We start from the raw sequence: 18,356 nt of genomic DNA, 5'->3' as shown, positions 1-18,356 counted from the left end.
CGGAGCCTCCTTCAAGGGGTTTCGATGCGCCGCTGCAACAAGTTGATCAGCAGCAGCAGAATGAAGGAAACCACCAGCATCATCACGCCGATGGCCGTGGCGCCGGTGTAGTCGTATTGGTCCAGCTTGACCATGATCAGCAGCGGCAGGATTTCGGTCTTCATCGGCATGTTGCCGGCAATGAAAATGACCGATCCGTACTCACCCACGCCGCGGGCGAACGCCAGGGCAAAACCGGTGAGCCAGGCAGGCAACAGCGCCGGCGCGAGGATGAAGCGGAACACCTGCAGCGGCTTGGCACCCAGGCAGGCCGCGGCTTCCTCGACCTCGCGCGGAATGTCGGCCAGCACCGGCTGCACCGTGCGCACCACGAACGGCAAGGTGACGAAGGTCAGGGCCAGGGTGATGCCCAACGGGGTGTAGGCGATCTTGAAACCCAGGTCGGCGGCGAACTGCCCAACCAGGCCGTTGGGTGCATACAGCGCCGTCAGGGCAATGCCTGCCACGGCCGTGGGCAGGGCGAATGGCAGGTCGATCATCGCATCGATGATCTTGCGTCCGGGAAAGGTGTAGCGCACCAGCACCCAGGCCAGCAGGGTGCCGATCACTCCATTGATGATCGCCGCACACAACGCCGTGCCGAAACTGAGTTTCAGTGCGGCGAGTACGCGGGGTGCGGTAACGATGGTCCAGAACTGTTCCCAGGTCAGCTGTGCGGCATGCACGAACATGGCGGCCAGGGGGATCAGCACGATCAGGCTGAGGTACACGACGGTGTAGCCCAGCGTCAGCCCGAAGCCGGGTATGACGGGGGAGATACGACGCGACATAGAAGTCCTTGATGAATACGGTTTACGCAATCGGGCCTCTTCGCGGGCAGAGCCCCGCTCCCACGGGCTTTACGGTGACCTGTGGGAGCGGGGCTCTGCCCGCGAAGAGGCCAGTCGCCTCAACGAATCTTATTGAGCCTGATAAATCTGATCGAACACCCCACCATCATTGAAGAATTTAGGCTGTGCGGTTTTCCACCCGCCGAAATCCTTGTCGATAGTAACCAGATTCAGCGCTGGAAATTGCTTCGCATACTTGGCTGCCACATCCTTGTCGCGCGGACGATAGAAGTTCTTCGCAGCGATTTCCTGGCCAGCCGGGCTGTACAGGTGCTTGAGGTAGGCTTCGGCGATTTCCTCGTTGCCTTTCTTCTTCACGTTCTTGTCGACCACGGCCACTGGCGGCTCAGCCAAAATCGACAGCGAAGGCACGACAATGTCGAACTTGTCCGCGCCACCGTCTTCCTTCAATGCCAGGAACGCCTCGTTCTCCCAGGCCAGCAACACATCACCCTGACCATTGTTGACGAAGGTGATGGTCGAGCCACGGGCACCGGTGTCCAGGATCGGCACGTGCTTGAACAGCGTCTGTACGTACTCTTTGGCTTTGCCTTCGTCGCCACCGCCGGCTTTCAGGCCGTAGGCCCAGGCTGCCAGGAAATTCCAGCGGGCGCCGCCGGACGTCTTCGGATTCGGCGTGATCACCGAGACATCATTCTTGATCAGGTCGCCCCAGTCCTTGATGCCCTTGGGGTTGCCCTTGCGCACCAGAAACACGATGGTCGAGGTGTAGGGCGTGCTGGCGTCCGGCAGACGGGTCTGCCAGTTCTCCGGGATGGACTTGCCCAAGCGGCTGATCTCGTCGATGTCACCGGCCAGCGCCAGGGTCACCACATCGGCGGGCAGGCCGTCGATCACCGCGCGGCCCTGTTTGCCCGAACCACCGTGGGATTGCTTGATCGACACGGTGTCGCCCGCGTGTTCCTTTTTCCAGAAGTTAACGAACTCGGCGTTGTATTCCTGGTACAGCTCGCGGGTCGGATCGTAGGACACGTTGAGCAGCTCGTAGTCCTTGGCGACGGCGGAGCCGGCAAATACGGCGCTGGCGAGGGCTGCCAAGGCATAACGGCGGATAGACATGGACGAAGCTCCTGGAATGGCGGGTATTTTTCTTATGGCTGCTACGCAGGACGCGTACTCAGCTGGGCTTGTTGCCCGGGTTCTGCAAACGGAATTTTTCCTTGCGTTCGATCTGCACGACTTGAGCGTTGTGTACGGTGATCTCCACCGCACCGAAACGCAGGTCGCGCAGCGCACTCTGAATTTCCCGTAGAATGGTGGCTTCGTCCTGTCCTTCGACGCTGCGTAGCGATGCGCTCATGATCATGCTCCTGGGTAAGGGGTGCCAAGGTGGCGTGAGCGCGATAGTAGAGCGGTCTTATTATTCTTAAAAATACTGTTTAAGAATTTTCATATAACCAGAAGTTTTTATCTGCACCTACTCGACCTGCCATTGCAGCGCAGCGGCTTGCACCGGACGACCGAACCAATAGCCCTGGCCCAGTCCGCAACCGTGCTCCAGCAGGAACTGCGCCTGATTCGCCTGCTCGATGCCCTCGGCGTGCACCTGCATGCCCATGCTGTGCGCCAGCGCGATGATCGCCGTGGTGATCGCCACATCGTCTTCGTCGCCGGGCAGGCCGGCGACGAAACCCTGGTCGATCTTGAGCTTGTGGACCGGCAGGCGCTTGAGCCTGAGCAGGGATGAATAACCGGTGCCGAAGTCGTCGATCGCCAGTTGCAAACCCAGATCGCGCAGGTGATGCAATTGCTCCAGTGCGCGGTCCGGATCATCCATCACCGCACTTTCGGTCACTTCCAGTTCCAGATGCGCAGGCGCCAGCTCTGTCTCGGCCAGGACCCTTTCGACCTGCCGGTAGAGATCATGGTGGCTGAACAGACGGCTAGAGATGTTCACCGCGACGAAATCCAGTGCCTTGCCCTCGACCTGCCACTGCCGCATCTGGCGGCACGCGGTGGCCAGCACCCAGGTGTCGATCTCGGCGATCAAGCCACTGCGCTCGGCGATCGGTATGAACTGCCCCGGCGGTACCAGGCCGCGCTCCGGGTGCTGCCAGCGCACCAGCGCCTCCACCCCGACCATGGCCTTGTCGCGCAGGGCATGCACCGGTTGGTAGTGCACCCGCAACTGCCCGTCGGCCAGGGCCTGGCGCAGTTCTGCGGTCACTTCGATCTGCTGCTGGGCGCGGGTGGTCAGCTCTTGGGTATACAGGGCATAGCTCGAACGGCCCCGTGCCTTGGCCTGGAACAGCGCCGAGTCGGCGTTGCGCAACAGCTGCTCGGCACCCTGCGCGTCGTCGGGAAACAGACTGATGCCCATGCTGGCGCTGATGAACAAGGTGTGCCCGTCGATGGCGAAGGGCGCGCGCAGGCCTTCGAGCAACCCCTGCCCCAGCGCCGTCGCCTGCCCTGTGCGCAACTCGCCTTCCATCAGCACCGCAAACTCGTCGCCGCCCAGCCGAGCCAGGGTCACCTCCTCGCCCAACCCGCACTGCAAACGCTCGACCACGGCCATCAGCAACCGATCGCCCACGCCATGACCGAAGCTGTCGTTGACGTTCTGGAAGTGGTCGAGGTCGATGAGCAACAACGCGCAGCAGCGTTGCGCAAGCCGGGCCGTACTCAAGGCGTGCTCGGTGCGGTGGCTGAACAGCAGGCGGTTGGGCAACCCGGTCAGCGGATCATGGTGTGCCAGATGGGCCAGCTCGCGCTGCGAATGCCTGATCGCGCTGATGTCGGAGAACACCGCCACATAGTGGCTCTGCTTGCCCCGATCATCGCGGATCGCGCGGATGGTCTGCCACTGCGGGTAGCTGTCGCCGCCCTTGCGCCGGTTCCAGATCTCGCCGCTCCACTGGTCGTGCTCGGCCAGCGTGCGAAACATCTGTTGATAGAAGGCCGGCGGATGCTGCCCGGATTTGAACGTGTTCGGGTTCTGCCCGAGCACTTCGTCCTCGGCATACCCGGTGATCGCCATGAAGGCCCGGTTGACCTGCAGGATGCGCCCTGCAGTGTCGGTCACCAGCACGCCGTCGGCGGTGCAGTCGAAAACCGCTGCCGACAAACGTCGGCTTTCGCGGTTGGCCTGCCGCGCGCGCAGCCAGCCAAAGGCGAACGCACTGCCCAGCAACCACACACCGCAACCGGCCAGATGAACCCCCCATCCGGCCGACGACGCTCCGAAAAGGCCGTTTGCCACACGACTGCACAACAGAAACCACACCACACAGACAATCAGGTAAATCACAACGCCGCGCGCTGTAACCCGAGATAAAACAGACATAGGGTCAATCGGCCACACAAAATGTGTACCAATTATAGAATAGAAACATTCAGCGACTCTTATCTAAAAGAGCGACTGGCTTTATCTGATAGCTAGTCGATAATGCGCTGCACGCATTACCCACCCAACCGAGGGCCTTCCCGCCTATGTGGTACAACGGTTTTCTCGATCTGTCCGCCTGGCAAGTGGTGGCAGTCACGTTGTTGCTGACCCATGTGACCATCATCAGCGTCACTGTCTACCTGCACCGCTATTCCGCCCACCGCTCGCTGGAACTCAACGCCGGGCTCAAGCACTTCTTCCGTTTCTGGCTCTGGCTCACCACTGCCCAGAACACCCGCGAGTGGACCGCCATCCACCGCAAGCACCACGCCAAATGCGAAACCGTCGACGATCCGCACAGCCCCGTGATCAAGGGCCTGGGCACCGTGATGCGTACCGGCGCCGAGCTCTATCGCAAAGAGGCGGAAAACCCCGACACCTTGCGCATCTATGGCAAGAACTGCCCCGAAGACTGGATCGAGCGCAACCTGTACTCGCGCTTCCGCCACACTGGCGTGGTCCTGATGCTGGTCATCGACCTGTTGCTGTTCGGCGCTCTCGGCCTGACCGTGTGGGCCGTGCAGATGATGTGGATTCCCTTCTGGGCAGCCGGTGTCATCAATGGCCTCGGCCATGCCGTGGGCTACCGCAACTTCGAATGCCGCGACGCGGCCACCAACCTGGTGCCGTGGGGCATCATCGTCGGCGGCGAAGAACTGCACAACAACCACCACACCTACCCCAATTCGGCCAAGCTGTCGGTCAAGAAATGGGAGTTCGACATGGGTTGGGCCTGGATCAAGCTGTTTACCTGGCTGCGCCTGGCCAAGGTCCAGCGCGTGGCACCGATTGCCCACCGCGTGGAAGGCAAGGGCCAGCTCGACATGGACACCGCCATGGCGATCCTCAACAATCGCTTCCAGATCATGGCGCAGTACCGCAAGCTGGTGATCGCGCCGCTGGTGCAACAGGAGCTGAGCAGGGTCGACGAATCGGTACGTCACCAGTTCCGCCGGGCCAAGCGCCTGCTGTCGCGTGAAACCAGCCTGCTGGACGAAGGGCATCACCTGCACATCCAGACGATGCTCGAACACAGCCACGCATTGCGCGTCATCTACGAAAAACGTCTGGCTCTGCAACAGATCTGGGCGCGCACCAGCTCCAACGGTCATGATATGCTCGCCGCCATCAAGGATTGGATCCAAGAGGCCGAAGCCAGTGGCATTCACTCGCTGCGCGACTTCGCGACCCAGCTCAAGACGTACTCACTGAGGCCTGCTGCAGCCTGAGCCGTTTATCGGTGCGCCTTGGCCCCAGGGCGCGCCGTTCGGAACTTCGTTACAATTTTCCGCTCTCAGACTCATAGCGCTACCGCCTGGGATCATGCCTTGGCCGCGCCTTTTCGCGCATCCGTTCGCAGTAATCCCAACGCCTCTGAGATGCCGTGATGATGGTCAATAAAAAATTACCTTCTACACCCGTCAAACCTCTACCCGAAGCCGCTGAAACCCTATTGGCCTTGATGCATGCCCAGGGTGAGGTCGCGCGGCTCAAGGAGCGCGAGCAGCTGTTCAGCTCGCTGTTGGTCAGCGTCAACGCGGTACTCTGGGCGTTCGATTGGGAAACCCAGCAGATGATCTACGTCAGCCCCGCCTACGAACGGATTTTTGGCCGCTCGGTGGGTTTGCTGCTGGCCGACTACAACGAATGGCGCGACAGCATCTACCCGGATGACCTGGACTACGCCGATCGCAGCCTGGCCGAAGTGCTCGACAAGGGCGCCGTCGAAGACCGCGAATACCGCATCATCAGCGCCGATGGCCAGATCCGCTGGCTCAGCGACAAGTGCTTCGTCAGCCATCAGGTGGATGCAGGCCAACGCGTGATCGTGGTGGGTATCGCCGAGGACATTACCGAAAAGAAGCACCTTGAAGGCGAGCTCCAACGCCTCGCCACCACCGATGTCCTGACCCAGAGCAGCAACCGTCGACACTTCTTCGAATGCGCCCACCGCGAGTTCGAGCAGTCCCGCCTCAACGACACGCCCATGGCCTTCCTGCTGCTGGACATCGACGATTTCAAGATGATCAACGATACCTATGGCCACCAGGAAGGTGACCACGTGCTGCAACGCATCGCCGAAACCGGCCGTGCTGTACTGCGCCGTGGCGATTTGTTCGGGCGTATTGGCGGTGAAGAATTCGCCGCCGTGTTTCCGGGCTGCGCGCCGGACATGGCCATGCAGATCGCCGAGCGCCTGCAGCGCGAAATCCAGCGCCTGAGCTTCCACCACAATGGCAAGAACTACGGCGTGACGGTAAGCCAGGGCCTGACCAGTATTCAGCCGCAAGACGAAATGCTCGACTCCCTCTTCTCGCGCTCCGACGCCGCCATGTACCAGGCCAAGCGCCAAGGCAAGAACCAGATCGTGCCGGCCTAGTCAGCGAACCATTGGTGTCCCCGGCCACCTGTTCAATTGCGACACGCCTATTTTATGCAACTGTGCTGGATTGATCGCGTCTGGCCCATTAGGGAATTCAAGCATGTTGTATCAATTTGCAGAATTATCTACCTAGATCAAAGCCCATTGGGTGTAGGTTGTGCTAGCCAACTTCATTGTTCTCTATTGAAAAGACATATTCGTTTCCTTGAGCTATATGTTAGGTCATGGTTTACTTTTCCATGAAGCTACGGAGAATAACTACTCAAGGAGTTACACATGAAACAATTATTTATAATTGCCACACTTATCCCGCTATCGGTTACGGCTAATTGTGGTAGCGAAAACTGCCTAAGCTTTCCCCCTGCTTATTCCAGGTTAACCAAAGTTGATTTGGAGGACTGGGAGTCTGTCACAAAAGAATTCAGAGACAACGCTCTTTGGAATCAAAACACTACTGAAATCCAGTCATGTGAAAGCCTCTATACCTTGCCGGTTACCACATCGCGCGAAGGTAATGTCAGCTTTGGCGGTATCTGCACCATCGCAGGCTCTGGCCAAAAGGTATTCATCTGCACCGACCGCATGCTGGGCCGCTTCGAGGTATTTCCAGAATATCAGCGCGACCTGCCGTGGATCGCGCAGAAGATTTTCGACAACTGCTGGGGTGGTTGATCCCCACCTCTCTCGATCGCCGCCAAGGCCAGTGATCAGATAGAGGCCTTTATTCATGTCCCGGCATAGCCCAGCGCATCAGCGAATCATTGGCGCGCCCCGCCACCAGTTCAGCTGCGACACGCCTATCTTGACCAACCGTGCTAGTTTGCCCTTAGTGATTTTGTTTATATCCTCGCCTGATGAAAGTCCCGAAATATCCGTCAGAATGTTCATCAGTGAGGTCTCCCGCTATCGAATTGTAGTCTTATGAACACCAGTGGCAATGTGCGGGAGCTATCTTAGATTTTGAGCAAATGAACGCCATGGCTTGTTAGAACCACCGATTCGTTTTTTCGCTTAACTCTATGATCGCTTTCGGGTTCAGGCCTGACCCAGTAGTCACTGACAATCAGCGCCAAATCCTGGATCGGAGATACTTCCTATGCATGTGACGGAGGGGTGGCTGGATCGGATATTGATTGATCGCTTCTTGTCCACTAGAAATCTAACCATATCGTATCAATTTGCAGAGTTATCTACTTAGATCAAAGCCCATTGGGTGGAGGGTTGTGCTAGCCAATTTCATTGATCTCTATTAAAAAGACATATTCGTTTCCTTGAGCCATATGTTAAATCATGGTTTACTTTTCCATGAAGCTACGGAGAATAACCACTCAAGGAGTTACACATGAAACAATTATTTATACTTATCCAGCTCATACTGGTTTCCACTGCAGCTATTGCAGGCAGTGAGTCAGAGCTCGAATTTCCGCCAGCGAACTCGGTTTTGATGACAGTAGATCCGGAAGACTGGAAATCTGTAACGCAAGAATTCAGAGATATTGCACTATGGAACAAAAGTACTACCAAAATACAATCATGTGACAGCCTTTATACTTTGCCTGTGTCAGTATCGCGCGAAGGCAATGTTAGCCTTGGCGGTATATGCACCATTGCCGGGTCTGGCCAAAAAGCGTTCATATGTGTAGACCGCATGCTCGGCCGCTTCGAGGTCTTCCCAGAATTCCAGCGCGACCTGCCATGGATCGCGCAGAAGATTTTCGACAACTGCTGGGGTGGTTGATCCCCACCTCTCTCGATCACCGCCAAGGCCAGTGATCAGATAGAGGCCTTTATTCATGTCCCGGCGTAGTCCAGCGCGTCAGCGAATCATTGGCGCGCCCCGCCACCAGTTCAGCTGCGACACGCCTATCTTGAGCAACCGTGCTGGTTTGCCTTGGGCTATCTGGGTGACGTCTTCGTCGGCGCCCAGCGATGCCATCTGCGCAGCAATATTCACGATCAGTTTTTCCCTTGAGTACACCCCGCCGCCCAACTGGTAGGCCGCGGCGATCATCTCGCGCAGCTCGAGCGGCAATCGCCAGCGTCGGCGTAATTCCGAGCCATAAGGCGCAGCAAACGTTCGTAGCGCGTAAGTCAGCTTCGTCTGGTCAAGCTCACCGCCTGCCAGACGCCATTCCTGCAAAACGCGCAGCAGCGCCAGATCGCCCAGGCAGTGCAACACGCCTGCGCAATAGCAGCGCCACTCGTCCACATTCTGTTGGCGGGCAATGTTGCGAGCGAATTCGGCTGTGTGGGTCGAGCGGTTCCAGCAGATTTCGGCTTGTTCGAGCAGCAGCGGGTCACTCAGGTAGGCACTGGGCCGGGTGGTCATGCCCAACAGCAGATTCATGCTCTGCGTAGGGCCCAGCGCTTGCAAGGCCTGCATCAGCGTCAACACCGGCGCCGCGCCCTGTTTCGCCGCACTGTTGGCGGCGCTTACCAGCACCCCGGTGACTTGCGGGTCGCTACGCACGTTGGCTTCCAGCACCTTCAGGTTCAAGCCCTCTGGCCCCAGCGCCCGCTGCACCGCCGCCTGCACGTCGCACAGCAGCGGCCCACCGTCGCAGTCCGCGCGGCGACGCGTCAGATACTGTTCCAAAGTAGTACCGGCAGCGATCTGCGGAATCCGGCAAACCATCGCCTCTGCGGAGCCAGACAACAGCGTCTGCAGGCGCGCCTTCAAACTGGTCATATTCAAGGGTTTGGTCAGATAGGCCGTCGGCGCTAGGGGTAGCACTTCGCGCACGCTCGCGCTGTCGCTGCGCTCGCTCAACAAGATGAACGGCAAGGCCGACAGACGAGGGCTCTTGCGCACTCCGCGCAGCAAGTCCAGACCGCTGATGCCCAGCAACTCGCGCGCTGCAATCACCAAGTCCGGTGGCTCGCGCAGATGCTCCAGCGCCTCAGGTCCCGTGGCGCACGCCTGCAGGCGTGCATCGCAACGTACATCGAGCAGCATCTGCGACAACAGATCACGCATCCAAGGGTCGGATTCGGCGATCAACACACGAGGAGGCATGCTGGTAGCGGTATTCATAGGCGCACTCCATGGGCCAAGGGTGACAGCATGACTCTCGGTAGTGAGTCTGAACGGTACTGCAAAAAAACGGATTAAGCAGAGGGTTTTAGCGCATCACCCGCCTGGCTGCAAACGAGGTGCAAACTAAAACCACCCCATAAAAAAACCCGCCGAAGCGGGTTTTTCCTACCAAGCACTCACATCACTCACGCCAGCTCAGCGAAGCACTCTTCGATGATGGCCAAACCTTGGTCCAACAGCTCGTCAGGCGCAGTCAGTGGAACCAGGATGCGCAGGACGTTTCCGTAAGTACCGCACGACAGCAGAATCAAACCCTTGTCGCGCGCCTTGGCTACGACTTGGGCCACTGCTGCGGCGTTCGGCTTGTGGGTGTCGCCGCCTTCGAACAGCTCGATGGCAATCATCGCGCCCAGTGCGCGCACATCACCGATCACCGGGTACTTGGCCTGGATGGCGCGCAGGCCCGCTACCAAGTGCTCGCCGACTGCCCTGCTGCGATCAAGCAGGTTCTCTTCCTCGAACACTTCCATCACGGCCAGTGCCGCCGCGCAGGCGATCGGGCTGCCGGCGTAGGTGCCGCCCAGACCACCTGGAGCGATGGCGTCCATGTACTCGGCTTTGCCGCACACGCCGGCCAGAGGGAAACCGCCAGCGATGGATTTGGCGAAGGTGGTCAGGTCGGGCGCAACACCCATTTGCTCCATGGCGAAGAAGGTACCGGTACGGCCTGCGCCGGTCTGCACCTCATCGGCGATCAGCAGGATGCCGTGCTGGTCGCACAGGGCGCGCAGACGCTGCATGAAGGCTTTCGGCGCGACATAGAAGCCGCCCTCACCCTGCACCGGCTCGAGAATGATCGCTGCGATGTCACGCGGTTCAGCGTCGTTCTTGAAGATGCGCTCGATGCTGGCAATCGAATCGTCGACGCTCACACCGTGCAGTTCGCAGGGGTACAGCGCGCGGAACACACCGCCGGGCATCAGGCCCATGCCAGCCGAGTACGGCACGACCTTGCCGGTCAGGCCCAGGGTCATCATGGTGCGGCCGTGGTAGGCGCCGGTGAAGGCGATCACCCCGGCGCGACCGGTGGCAGCGCGCGCAATCTTGATGGCGTTTTCGACGGCCTCGGAGCCGGTGGTGACCAGCAAGGTCTTCTTGTCGAAGTCACCGGGCACCTTGGCGTTGATCTTCTCGCAGACTTCAACGTACGGCTCGTATGCCAGCACCTGGAAGCAGGTGTGAGTCAGCTTGTGCAGTTGTGCCTGCACGGCCGCGATCACTTTGGGGTGGACATGGCCGGTGTTGAGCACCGCGATGCCGCCGGCAAAGTCGATGAACTCGCGGCCTTCGACGTCGGTAACCGTGGCGTTCTGCGCTGACTCTGCAAAGATCGGGTGAATCTGGCCCACACCGCGTGGCACGGCAGCCTGGCGGCGTTGCATCAGGGATTCGTTGGTCTTGCTCATGACATTCCTCATTCGCCGCTCATCGGTCGGCGTGATTCAAGGATAAAGCGGCCGGTACGTACCGCAGCAGCATACGATGATCGACTGCTGCGGCCGCCGGCCGCCAAGGGTTCTGCGCGGTGGGTTACACCGAAATGCAGAGGTATTTTATTTCCAGGTAATCTTCGATGCCGTACTTGGAGCCTTCGCGGCCCAGGCCCGAGGCCTTGATGCCGCCGAACGGCGCCACTTCGTTGCTGATCAGGCCGGTGTTGATACCGACCATGCCGTATTCCAGCGCCTCGGCAACACGGAACACGCGGCTCATGTCGCGGGCATAGAAGTACGAAGCCAGGCCGAACTCGGTGTCGTTGGACATGGCAATTACTTCGGCCTCGTCCTGGAAGCGGAACAGTGGCGCCAGCGGGCCAAACGTTTCTTCCTTGGCCACGGCGGCATCCTTGGAGACGTTGACCAGCACGGTCGGCTCGAAGAAGTTGCCCTGCAGCGCGTTGCCACCGGTGAGTACGGTTGCGCCCTTGCTGACCGCGTCGGCGATGTGTTCCTTGACCTTGGCCACGGCCTTGTCGTCGATCAGTGGCCCGGTAGTGGTGCCTTCTTCCAGACCGTTGCCGATCTTGAGCTTGCTCACTGCAACCTTCAGCTTCTCGGCGAACGCGTCGTAAACGCCGTCCTGCACATAGATACGGTTGGCGCAGACGCAGGTCTGGCCGTTGTTGCGGTACTTGGAAATGATCGCGCCTTCGACCGCCTTGTCCAGGTCGGCATCGTCGAACACGATGAAAGGAGCGTTGCCACCCAACTCCAGCGAGACTTTCTTGATGTCCTTGGCGCACTCGGCCATCAACTGGCGACCGATCTCGGTCGAGCCAGTGAAGCTCAGCTTGCGCACGATCGGGTTGCTGGTCAGCTCACTGCCGATGTCGCCAGCGCTGCCGGTCACGACGCTGAACACACCCTTGGGAATGCCTGCGCGTTCGGCCAGCTCAGCCAGCGCCAATGCCGAGAACGGCGTCTGCGAGGCAGGCTTGAGCACCATGGTGCAGCCTGCGGCCAGCGCCGGGCCCGCTTTGCGGGTGATCATCGCGGCCGGGAAGTTCCACGGGGTGATGGCGGCGGTCACGCCGATTGGCTGCTTGATCACGATCAGACGCTTGTCCGGCTGGTGGCCGGGAATGGTGTCGCCGTAGACGCGCTTGGCCTCTTCGGCAAACCACTCGATGAACGAAGCGGCATAGACGATCTCGCCTTTGGATTCGGCCAATGGCTTGCCCTGCTCCAGGGTCATCAGACGGGCGAGGTCATCCTGGTTTTCGATCATCAGCTCGAACCAGCGGCGCAGCTTGTTCGAGCGCTCCTTCGCGGTCAGCGCACGCCAGGCGGGCAGTGCCTTGTCGGCAGCCTCGATGGCGCGGCGGGTTTCGGCGGCGCCCATTTTCGGCACGGTGCCGAGGATTTCGTTGGTGGCCGGGTTGCTGACCTTGATGGCCTGCCCACTGTCGGCGCCCAGCCACGCACCATCTATATAGGCTTGCTGGCGGAACAACGAGGTGTCTTTGAGCTGCATGTCGGCTTCCTTGATGGCGCCGTACGTGACGGCACGAATGGAGGGATGAAAAGGCGCCCGGGCTGAGGTGAAATACCGCATGGATGAACGCATGCGCATCAGCAACCAGACAAGAGCGTTTGAAATCTCAAACGAATCCTAGGATCTATGGCGGTAAAGGACAATAGCCGTTCGAAAAAAAGAACGACAAGCCTTGCAAGCCTGGGTATGCCCGGCTTGCGCGAGTGTCACCGTAGCAGATTACAAACGATGTGCCGGTTATCGCAATGGACGACCACCCCCGACATGGGTATCATGGCGCCCGCGTCGCACCAGTAGCTCAGCTGGATAGAGTACTGCCCTCCGAAGGCAGGGGTCATGGGTTCGAATCCCGTCTGGTGCACCATCTTCTCCTTTTCGTCCAGCACGCCCTCGTGCTGCACGATCTCAGCTTGATCGCTTCAACCCCTCGCACCCTTTCAAATCATTTTCGCATCCAAAAATGGCGCACGCACGTCGGGTACAAACGTCAGTGTTCGTGTCTATGGCGTCAGGCCCACCCCAACGTGACGCTGTTGCTGCCATTCTGCGAGCGAGCAGTAGCTTCCTGGCGCTTCGACCCGCTACATTTAATATTAAAAAAATTGAACTTTTATGCTTCAAGCAGCATGTAAGAAAACCTCATTTTCGTGAAAATCTTCGCTAAAGATTCCCTGTGCGCTGCCGATTGGATGAACGCAGCACTGGCATGGAGGAGCCGACCGGAGAAACTAAAACAGCGATTTCGAGAGGCTCACATGTTGAAAAGTGCTTTAACCAACTTAACGGTCAGATCGAAGTTAATACTTGGCTTCACACTGGTTATCATACTTACCGTATTGATTGCCTTGACGGGCTGGAGAGGCATCGCCTCCATGAGTGAGCGCAGCGAGCGCATCACGGACATTGCCAAGCTCAGCACACTGACGCGAGACATGCGCATAGCACGGCTGGTCTATGGCCAGACCTCTGACGACGCCAATGCCACGACTTGGCTGAAAGCCTACGAAAATCTCGATAACCATCTCGCCTACCTCAACAGCGTATTGAATTCCGAGCTTAATATTCCTCACGTGAAAGCGGCCATGGCGGCCATGAAGGAATACAAGGATCATTACAACAGCATCATTGCTGCCACCCACACGCGTGAAGCCAGCAGAGATGTCTTCGGCACTGCGGCCGACACCGCAGACGCCAAGTTGCGACAGCTGAATGGGCGGGCCAATTCTATGGATGGCGACGCCGCGCAACGCGATGCAGTGCTCCGGGCAATCATGCTGTTTCAAAAGATGCGCTTCGATGTTCGTGGGTACACCTACACCCTTAAACCCGAGGCTCAACAGCTGGCCGTCGCCTCGATTGCCGCAGCCTCCGACTACATGAAAAGCCTGACAAGCTCCGGCCTGGATACCTCCGCTGTCTCCAGCCTGGTGGACTCGATGAACGCCTATGGATCCGCCATCAATGGATTCTCGTCTTCGCAAGCCACCATCAACCAAGGCCAGGCTGGGATCTCGAAGAACATCGAAGTCTTGCTCGGTTCGGCCAACCAACTGGCGCAGAACCAGGTTGACCTGCGCCTTGCAGACGTCAATCAGGCCAACCGGATGTTGGTTTTGTGGCTCACCGCAGCACTCGTCATGAGCGCCCTGGCGGCGTGGATCATCACTCGCCTCATAGTCGTTCCACTGCGCGAGACACTGCAGTTGGCTGACCGTGTGGCCCGCGGTGATCTGACCCACAATGAGCCGAGCACGCGCAAGGACGAAATCGGCATGCTGCAGACCAGCATGTACCAGATGACCCTGAACCTGCGCCAGTTGATAGGCGGCTTGCGTGATGGCGTCACTCAGATCGCAGGCGCGGCCGAACAGCTTTCAGCCGTCACCGAGCAAACCAGCGCTGGTGTGAACAGCCAGCGCACTGAAACCGACCAAGTCGCCACCGCCATGAACCAGATGGCCGCCACCGTGCAGGAAGTTGCCCGCAATGCCGAGCAGGCTTCGGATGCCGCCGTCAGTGCCTCTCGAGAAGTGCGCGAAGGCGATGCCGTCGTTTCCAAGGCCGTCATTCAGATCGAAACACTCGCCACTGAGGTCGGGCGCTCCAAAGTTGCAATGGACGAGCTGAAGCAGGAAAGCAACAAGATCGGTGGCGTGCTCGACGTGATCAAGGCAGTGGCCGAGCAGACCAACTTGCTGGCCCTCAATGCCGCCATCGAAGCCGCGCGCGCCGGTGAGGCCGGACGCGGCTTCGCCGTGGTAGCCGATGAAGTCCGAAGTCTTGCCCAGCGTACTCAGACGTCAACCGAAGAAATTGCCACCCTGATCGACGGCCTGCACAGCCGAACTGCCCAAGTGGCGACCACCCTGGAGAACAGCCGCCTGCTGACCGATGACAGCGTGGCGCTGACCCGCGATGCAGGCACTTCGATAGGCAACATCAGCCGCTCCATTGCAACCATCGAATCAATGAACCAGCAGATAGCCGCCTCTGCCGAAGAGCAGAGCGCAGTGGCTGAAGAAATCAACCGCAGCGTGATCAATGTCCGGGACATCTCCGAGCAGACAGCGTCGGCGAGTGAAGAAACCGCATCGTCCAGTGTTGAACTGGCACGACTGGGTGTGCATTTGCAGGGGCTGATGAGTAAGTTCGTGCTTTAACTAAGTCAGCAGCAAGGACCTCGGACTCAATATCAAAGCCTCAAGTGAAAGCTCAGGGCTTTTTTATGGGTGGCAAATAACGAGTCAGGTCAAGAACTGGTGGACCATTTTCTATTTTTTCGGCAACTTTATAGAGAACGTCGACTACTTTGACTACCTATAAGCCAATGCGAGCGGCTTGGCCGGCTCATTCGTTCCAATCACTGTCAATGGAAAGCCCCATGGACCTCACCACCCTCCTGCTTTTCATCCCCGCCTGCTTTGCCCTGAACATGGCCCCAGGGCCGAACAACCTGTTGTCCATCAACAACGCCGCCCACCACGGCTACAGGGCCGCGTGCCTGGCCGGGTTCGGGCGGCTGGTAGCATTCAGCGCGATGATCGCGCTGGCGGCCATGGGGCTGGCGGCGGTGTTGTTTGCATCCGAATGGTTGTTTCTGGCCATCAAGACGGTGGGCGCGCTCTACCTGCTGTGGCTGGCGTGGAGCCTGTGGACCAGCGATCCCGTCGACATGGCAGGGGACTCCACGGCCGGTGGTACCAACCTGTGGCGGATGCTGCGCCGCGAGTTCCTGATCGCCGCGGGTAACCCCAAGGCGATCCTGATATTTACCGCATTCCTGCCGCAGTTCGTCGATCCGCAACAACCCGTTGGGGCCCAGTTTGCGGTGCTCGGCGCGCTGTTTCTGGCTTTGGAATGGATCGCGGTTGGGCTGTATGCGTACCTGGGCGTAAACCTCAAGCGCTGGCTGAATACGGTGCAGGCCAAACGTCGCTTCAATCGCTTCTGTGGTGGCTTGCTGGGGCTGGCAGGCATTGGCCTGCTGTTCGCCCGCCGCGGACATACCTAAAACGCCACCATCACCCTGTAGCAACTGGTAACGGCCATTCGTTAGCGTGCAACGAACCTTGTTGCAAAGCCGGCGTCCGACCTAGGCACGCTCATCGCCTAGGGTCCGCTTATGAAAGAAGCCATCGCCAAGAAATACCGTTTGATCATCAAGACCATGGGCTACGTCGGTTGGTCGCTGTTCTGGCTGCTGCTGTGGGATATCGCGGTGACCGTCGACTTCATGCTGTTTCTCAACACCAAGCTGAGCTTGCCAATCATGCCGCTGACGCTGCTGGGTTCGGCGCTGATCGTGCTGATCAGTTTTCGTAACAGCAGCGCGTACAACCGTTGGTGGGAAGCGCGAACGCTGTGGGGGTTGCTGGTCAATGCGTCGCGCAGTTATGCGCGCCAGGTGCTGACCTTGATCGACGACGTGGGCGATGACGTGAATCCGGTCAAGGCCACCTTGCTGCGGCGCCATGTGGCCTATGTAAACTGCCTGGCAGCGCACGTACGGCACATACCCTGCCCACCGGAAGTGGCAGCCTTCATCAGCGCCGAAGAATTTGAACGACGCGACAGCACCAATAACTTTTCCAACGACCTGCTGACCGGCTCGGCGGCCTTGCTGGCCCGCGAGTACAAGGCCGGGCGCCTGGACAGCATCCGCCTGGCGCGCCTGGAGTCGACGCTGGTGGACATCTCCAACTGCCAGGGCGGCATGGAGCGTATCGCCAACACCCCGCTGCCCTATCCGTACGTCTATTTTCCGCGCCTGTTCATCACCGTGTTCTGCCTGATCGTACCGATCGGCCTGGTGGATTCGCTGGAATGGTTCACACCGCTGGCGTCTACCGTGGTCGGTTTCATGCTGCTGGCCATCGAGCGGATCGGCACCGACTTGCAGAGTCCGTTCAAGGTCAGCGAACATCAGATCCAGATGGATTCGCTGTGTGAGAACATCGAACGCAACCTGCAGTCGATGCAGCGAGATACTCAGGAAATGCGCTCCGCCTAGTCCTCTGCCCTTTTCGTGACCCGCCAGCGCCCTTTGCGAAGGGCGCGCCGGCCCATAGCACCCACTTGGGAACCCCTTATGAAAGCCATTGCGTATACCCAGAACGGCACGGCGTCCGTGCTCACCGACCTGCAACTGCCCGCGCCCACCCCGGGCCCGCGTGATCTGCTGGTGCAGGTCCAGGCCATTTCGGTCAACCCGGTCGACACCAAGGTGCGCAGCGGCGCCGCCGTCACCGAGCCGCGCGTGCTGGGCTGGGATGCGGTCGGCGTCGTTCAGCAGGTGGGCGATCAGGTGAGCCTGTTCAAGGTCGGCGACAGCGTGTTCTACGCCGGCGCCATCGACCGCCCGGGCAGCAACAGCGAGCTGCATCTGGTGGACGAGCGCATCGTCGGGCACAAGCCGCAAAGCCTGGACAACGCCCATGCCGCCGCCCTGCCGCTGACTTCGATCACCGCGTGGGAGTTGCTGTTCGACCGCCTGGGCGTGCCCGAGGGCGGTGGCGAAGGCCAGAGCCTGCTGATCATCGGCGCGGCCGGTGGCGTCGGCTCGATCCTCACCCAGCTGGCGCGCAAGCTGACCAGGCTGACCGTGATCGGCACCGCCTCGCGGGACGAAACACGCCAGTGGGTGACCGACCTGGGCGCCCACCATGTTATCGATCACAGCAAGCCGCTGGTGGCGCAGCTGGAAGCCATCGGCGTCGGCCAGGTCGACCATGTCGCCAGCCTGACCCACACCGACACGCACTTCGCGCAATTGATCGAGGCCCTGCGCCCCCAGGGTCAGCTAGCCCTGATCGACGATCCGAAGAGCCTCGACGTGATGCCGATGAAGCGCAAGGCGCTGTCGCTGCACTGGGAGCTGATGTTCACACGCTCACTGTTCCAGACCCCGGACATGATCAAGCAGCACGAGCTGCTCGAGCGAGTGGCCGAACTGATCGACAGCGGCGTGCTGCGTACCACTCTGGGTGAGCACTACGGCGCGATCAATGCCGCCAACCTGATCCGCGCTCACGAGCTGATCGAAAGCGGCAAGGCCAAGGGCAAGATCGTTCTGGAAGGCTTCTAAGC

16 protein-coding genes, 1 tRNA gene and 1 pseudogene are annotated in these 18,356 nt (G+C 59.5%); 10 read left to right on the top strand and 8 right to left on the bottom strand.

Translation table 11 applies throughout. The annotated features are described in order from the left end of the window. Positions 1-11 precede the first annotated feature (11 nt). The 4 genes from cysT to dibA form a co-directional block, all read right to left on the bottom strand. Positions 12-830, bottom strand: coding sequence for a sulfate ABC transporter permease subunit CysT (cysT, locus tag IFT76_RS13495; RefSeq protein WP_056844570.1), 819 nt, complete (start codon positions 828-830; stop codon positions 12-14). Positions 831-959: 129 nt separating this feature from the next. After that, entirely contained in the window at positions 960-1,970 is a 1,011-nt protein-coding gene (locus IFT76_RS13490; protein WP_192056525.1) for a sulfate ABC transporter substrate-binding protein, read from the bottom strand. Positions 1,971-2,028: 58 nt separating this feature from the next. Continuing rightward, positions 2,029-2,211 carry a sulfur starvation response protein OscA gene (gene oscA, locus IFT76_RS13485; RefSeq protein ID WP_043191814.1) on the bottom strand — a complete coding sequence of 61 codons (183 nt, stop codon included), beginning with the start codon at positions 2,209-2,211 and terminating at the stop codon, positions 2,029-2,031. Positions 2,212-2,328: 117 nt separating this feature from the next. Continuing rightward, positions 2,329-4,194: a phosphodiesterase DibA gene (gene dibA, locus IFT76_RS13480; protein ID WP_192058809.1), complete on the bottom strand. Its 1,866-nt coding sequence runs from the start codon at positions 4,192-4,194 to the stop codon at positions 2,329-2,331. A 146-nt stretch (positions 4,195-4,340) separates the two neighbouring features. Here dibA and desA point away from each other — a divergent pair, with 146 nt between their 5' ends. The 3 genes from desA (at position 4,341) to IFT76_RS13465 (ending at position 7,351) form a co-directional block, all read left to right on the top strand. Then, positions 4,341-5,525 (top strand): delta-9 fatty acid desaturase DesA, encoded by a 1,185-nt coding sequence (desA, locus tag IFT76_RS13475; RefSeq protein ID WP_122480636.1) that lies wholly within the window; start codon positions 4,341-4,343, stop codon positions 5,523-5,525. Positions 5,526-5,686: 161 nt separating this feature from the next. Beyond that, entirely contained in the window at positions 5,687-6,676 is a 990-nt protein-coding gene (locus IFT76_RS13470; protein ID WP_240998864.1) for a GGDEF domain-containing protein, read from the top strand. A 279-nt stretch (positions 6,677-6,955) separates the two neighbouring features. Continuing rightward, positions 6,956-7,351 carry a hypothetical protein gene (locus tag IFT76_RS13465; protein ID WP_192058807.1) on the top strand — a complete coding sequence of 132 codons (396 nt, stop codon included), beginning with the start codon at positions 6,956-6,958 and terminating at the stop codon, positions 7,349-7,351. 78 nt (positions 7,352-7,429) lie between these two features. Here IFT76_RS13465 and IFT76_RS13460 read toward each other — a convergent pair whose 3' ends face one another. After that, on the bottom strand, positions 7,430-7,567 hold the full coding sequence (locus IFT76_RS13460) for a hypothetical protein (RefSeq protein WP_192058805.1): 138 nt from the start codon (positions 7,565-7,567) through the stop codon (positions 7,430-7,432). Between the two features lie 454 nt (positions 7,568-8,021). On the opposite strand from IFT76_RS13460, the gene IFT76_RS13455 reads away from it, so the two are divergent. Next, positions 8,022-8,417: a hypothetical protein gene (locus tag IFT76_RS13455; protein WP_192058803.1), complete on the top strand. Its 396-nt coding sequence runs from the start codon at positions 8,022-8,024 to the stop codon at positions 8,415-8,417. Between the two features lie 78 nt (positions 8,418-8,495). Here the strand turns inward: IFT76_RS13455 and IFT76_RS13450 are convergent, their stop codons facing one another. From IFT76_RS13450 to gabD, 3 genes are all read right to left on the bottom strand, one after another. Beyond that, complete coding sequence (locus tag IFT76_RS13450) at positions 8,496-9,713, bottom strand: HDOD domain-containing protein (RefSeq protein WP_192058801.1); 1,218 nt, start codon at positions 9,711-9,713, stop codon at positions 8,496-8,498. A gap of 188 nt (positions 9,714-9,901) precedes the next feature. Beyond that, positions 9,902-11,182, bottom strand: coding sequence for a 4-aminobutyrate--2-oxoglutarate transaminase (gene gabT, locus IFT76_RS13445; protein ID WP_192058799.1), 1,281 nt, complete (start codon positions 11,180-11,182; stop codon positions 9,902-9,904). Positions 11,183-11,306: 124 nt separating this feature from the next. Then, entirely contained in the window at positions 11,307-12,749 is a 1,443-nt protein-coding gene (gabD, locus tag IFT76_RS13440; RefSeq protein ID WP_122480676.1) for an NADP-dependent succinate-semialdehyde dehydrogenase, read from the bottom strand. Between the two features lie 308 nt (positions 12,750-13,057). On the opposite strand from gabD, the gene IFT76_RS13435 reads away from it, so the two are divergent. The 6 genes and pseudogenes from IFT76_RS13435 to IFT76_RS13415 all read left to right on the top strand — a co-directional run bounded on the left by IFT76_RS13435 (position 13,058) and on the right by IFT76_RS13415 (position 18,354). Continuing rightward, positions 13,058-13,134: transfer RNA gene (locus tag IFT76_RS13435), tRNA-Arg, on the top strand. A 325-nt stretch (positions 13,135-13,459) separates the two neighbouring features. Then, positions 13,460-14,575, top strand: a pseudogene (locus IFT76_RS21045) (methyl-accepting chemotaxis protein); the annotation flags it as partial. After that, a complete protein-coding gene (locus tag IFT76_RS21040) occupies positions 14,558-15,430 on the top strand; it encodes a methyl-accepting chemotaxis protein (protein ID WP_446731103.1) in 873 nt (290 codons plus the stop codon). The pseudogene IFT76_RS21045 and the gene IFT76_RS21040, both read left to right, overlap by 18 nt. Positions 15,431-15,651: 221 nt before the next feature. Further along, on the top strand, positions 15,652-16,281 hold the full coding sequence (locus IFT76_RS13425; protein WP_192058795.1) for a LysE family translocator: 630 nt from the start codon (positions 15,652-15,654) through the stop codon (positions 16,279-16,281). 111 nt (positions 16,282-16,392) lie between these two features. Next, complete coding sequence (locus IFT76_RS13420) at positions 16,393-17,280, top strand: bestrophin family protein (RefSeq protein WP_192058793.1); 888 nt, start codon at positions 16,393-16,395, stop codon at positions 17,278-17,280. Between the two features lie 78 nt (positions 17,281-17,358). Continuing rightward, on the top strand, positions 17,359-18,354 hold the full coding sequence (locus tag IFT76_RS13415; RefSeq protein ID WP_185794809.1) for a zinc-binding alcohol dehydrogenase family protein: 996 nt from the start codon (positions 17,359-17,361) through the stop codon (positions 18,352-18,354). The last annotated feature ends 2 nt before the right edge of the window (positions 18,355-18,356 follow it).

It is taken from the genome of Pseudomonas sp. CFBP 13727 (genome assembly GCF_014841915.1).
Lineage (GTDB): Bacteria > Pseudomonadota > Gammaproteobacteria > Pseudomonadales > Pseudomonadaceae > Aquipseudomonas > Aquipseudomonas baltica.
Note: the sequence above shows the minus strand (reverse complement) of the source record. Positions and strands in the feature narration are given on the sequence as shown.

Excerpts from the sequence above, each read along its gene's own strand:
- gabD (WP_122480676.1), bottom strand. The coding sequence starts at position 12,749 with ATGCAGCTCAAAGACACCTCGTTGTTCCGCCAGCAAGCCTATATAGAT.
- IFT76_RS13470 (WP_240998864.1), top strand. The coding sequence starts at position 5,687 with ATGGTCAATAAAAAATTACCTTCTACACCCGTCAAACCTCTACCCGAA.
- IFT76_RS21040 (WP_446731103.1), top strand. The coding sequence starts at position 14,558 with ATGTACCAGATGACCCTGAACCTGCGCCAGTTGATAGGCGGCTTGCGT.
- IFT76_RS13425 (WP_192058795.1), top strand. The coding sequence starts at position 15,652 with ATGGACCTCACCACCCTCCTGCTTTTCATCCCCGCCTGCTTTGCCCTG.
- IFT76_RS13460 (WP_192058805.1), bottom strand. The coding sequence starts at position 7,567 with ATGAACATTCTGACGGATATTTCGGGACTTTCATCAGGCGAGGATATA.
- oscA (WP_043191814.1), bottom strand. The coding sequence starts at position 2,211 with ATGAGCGCATCGCTACGCAGCGTCGAAGGACAGGACGAAGCCACCATT.
- IFT76_RS13450 (WP_192058801.1), bottom strand. The coding sequence starts at position 9,713 with ATGAATACCGCTACCAGCATGCCTCCTCGTGTGTTGATCGCCGAATCC.
- IFT76_RS13490 (WP_192056525.1), bottom strand. The coding sequence starts at position 1,970 with ATGTCTATCCGCCGTTATGCCTTGGCAGCCCTCGCCAGCGCCGTATTT.
- IFT76_RS13420 (WP_192058793.1), top strand. The coding sequence starts at position 16,393 with ATGAAAGAAGCCATCGCCAAGAAATACCGTTTGATCATCAAGACCATG.
- cysT (WP_056844570.1), bottom strand. The coding sequence starts at position 830 with ATGTCGCGTCGTATCTCCCCCGTCATACCCGGCTTCGGGCTGACGCTG.
- IFT76_RS13455 (WP_192058803.1), top strand. The coding sequence starts at position 8,022 with ATGAAACAATTATTTATACTTATCCAGCTCATACTGGTTTCCACTGCA.
- desA (WP_122480636.1), top strand. The coding sequence starts at position 4,341 with ATGTGGTACAACGGTTTTCTCGATCTGTCCGCCTGGCAAGTGGTGGCA.
- gabT (WP_192058799.1), bottom strand. The coding sequence starts at position 11,182 with ATGAGCAAGACCAACGAATCCCTGATGCAACGCCGCCAGGCTGCCGTG.
- dibA (WP_192058809.1), bottom strand. The coding sequence starts at position 4,194 with ATGTCTGTTTTATCTCGGGTTACAGCGCGCGGCGTTGTGATTTACCTG.
- IFT76_RS13465 (WP_192058807.1), top strand. The coding sequence starts at position 6,956 with ATGAAACAATTATTTATAATTGCCACACTTATCCCGCTATCGGTTACG.
- IFT76_RS13415 (WP_185794809.1), top strand. The coding sequence starts at position 17,359 with ATGAAAGCCATTGCGTATACCCAGAACGGCACGGCGTCCGTGCTCACC.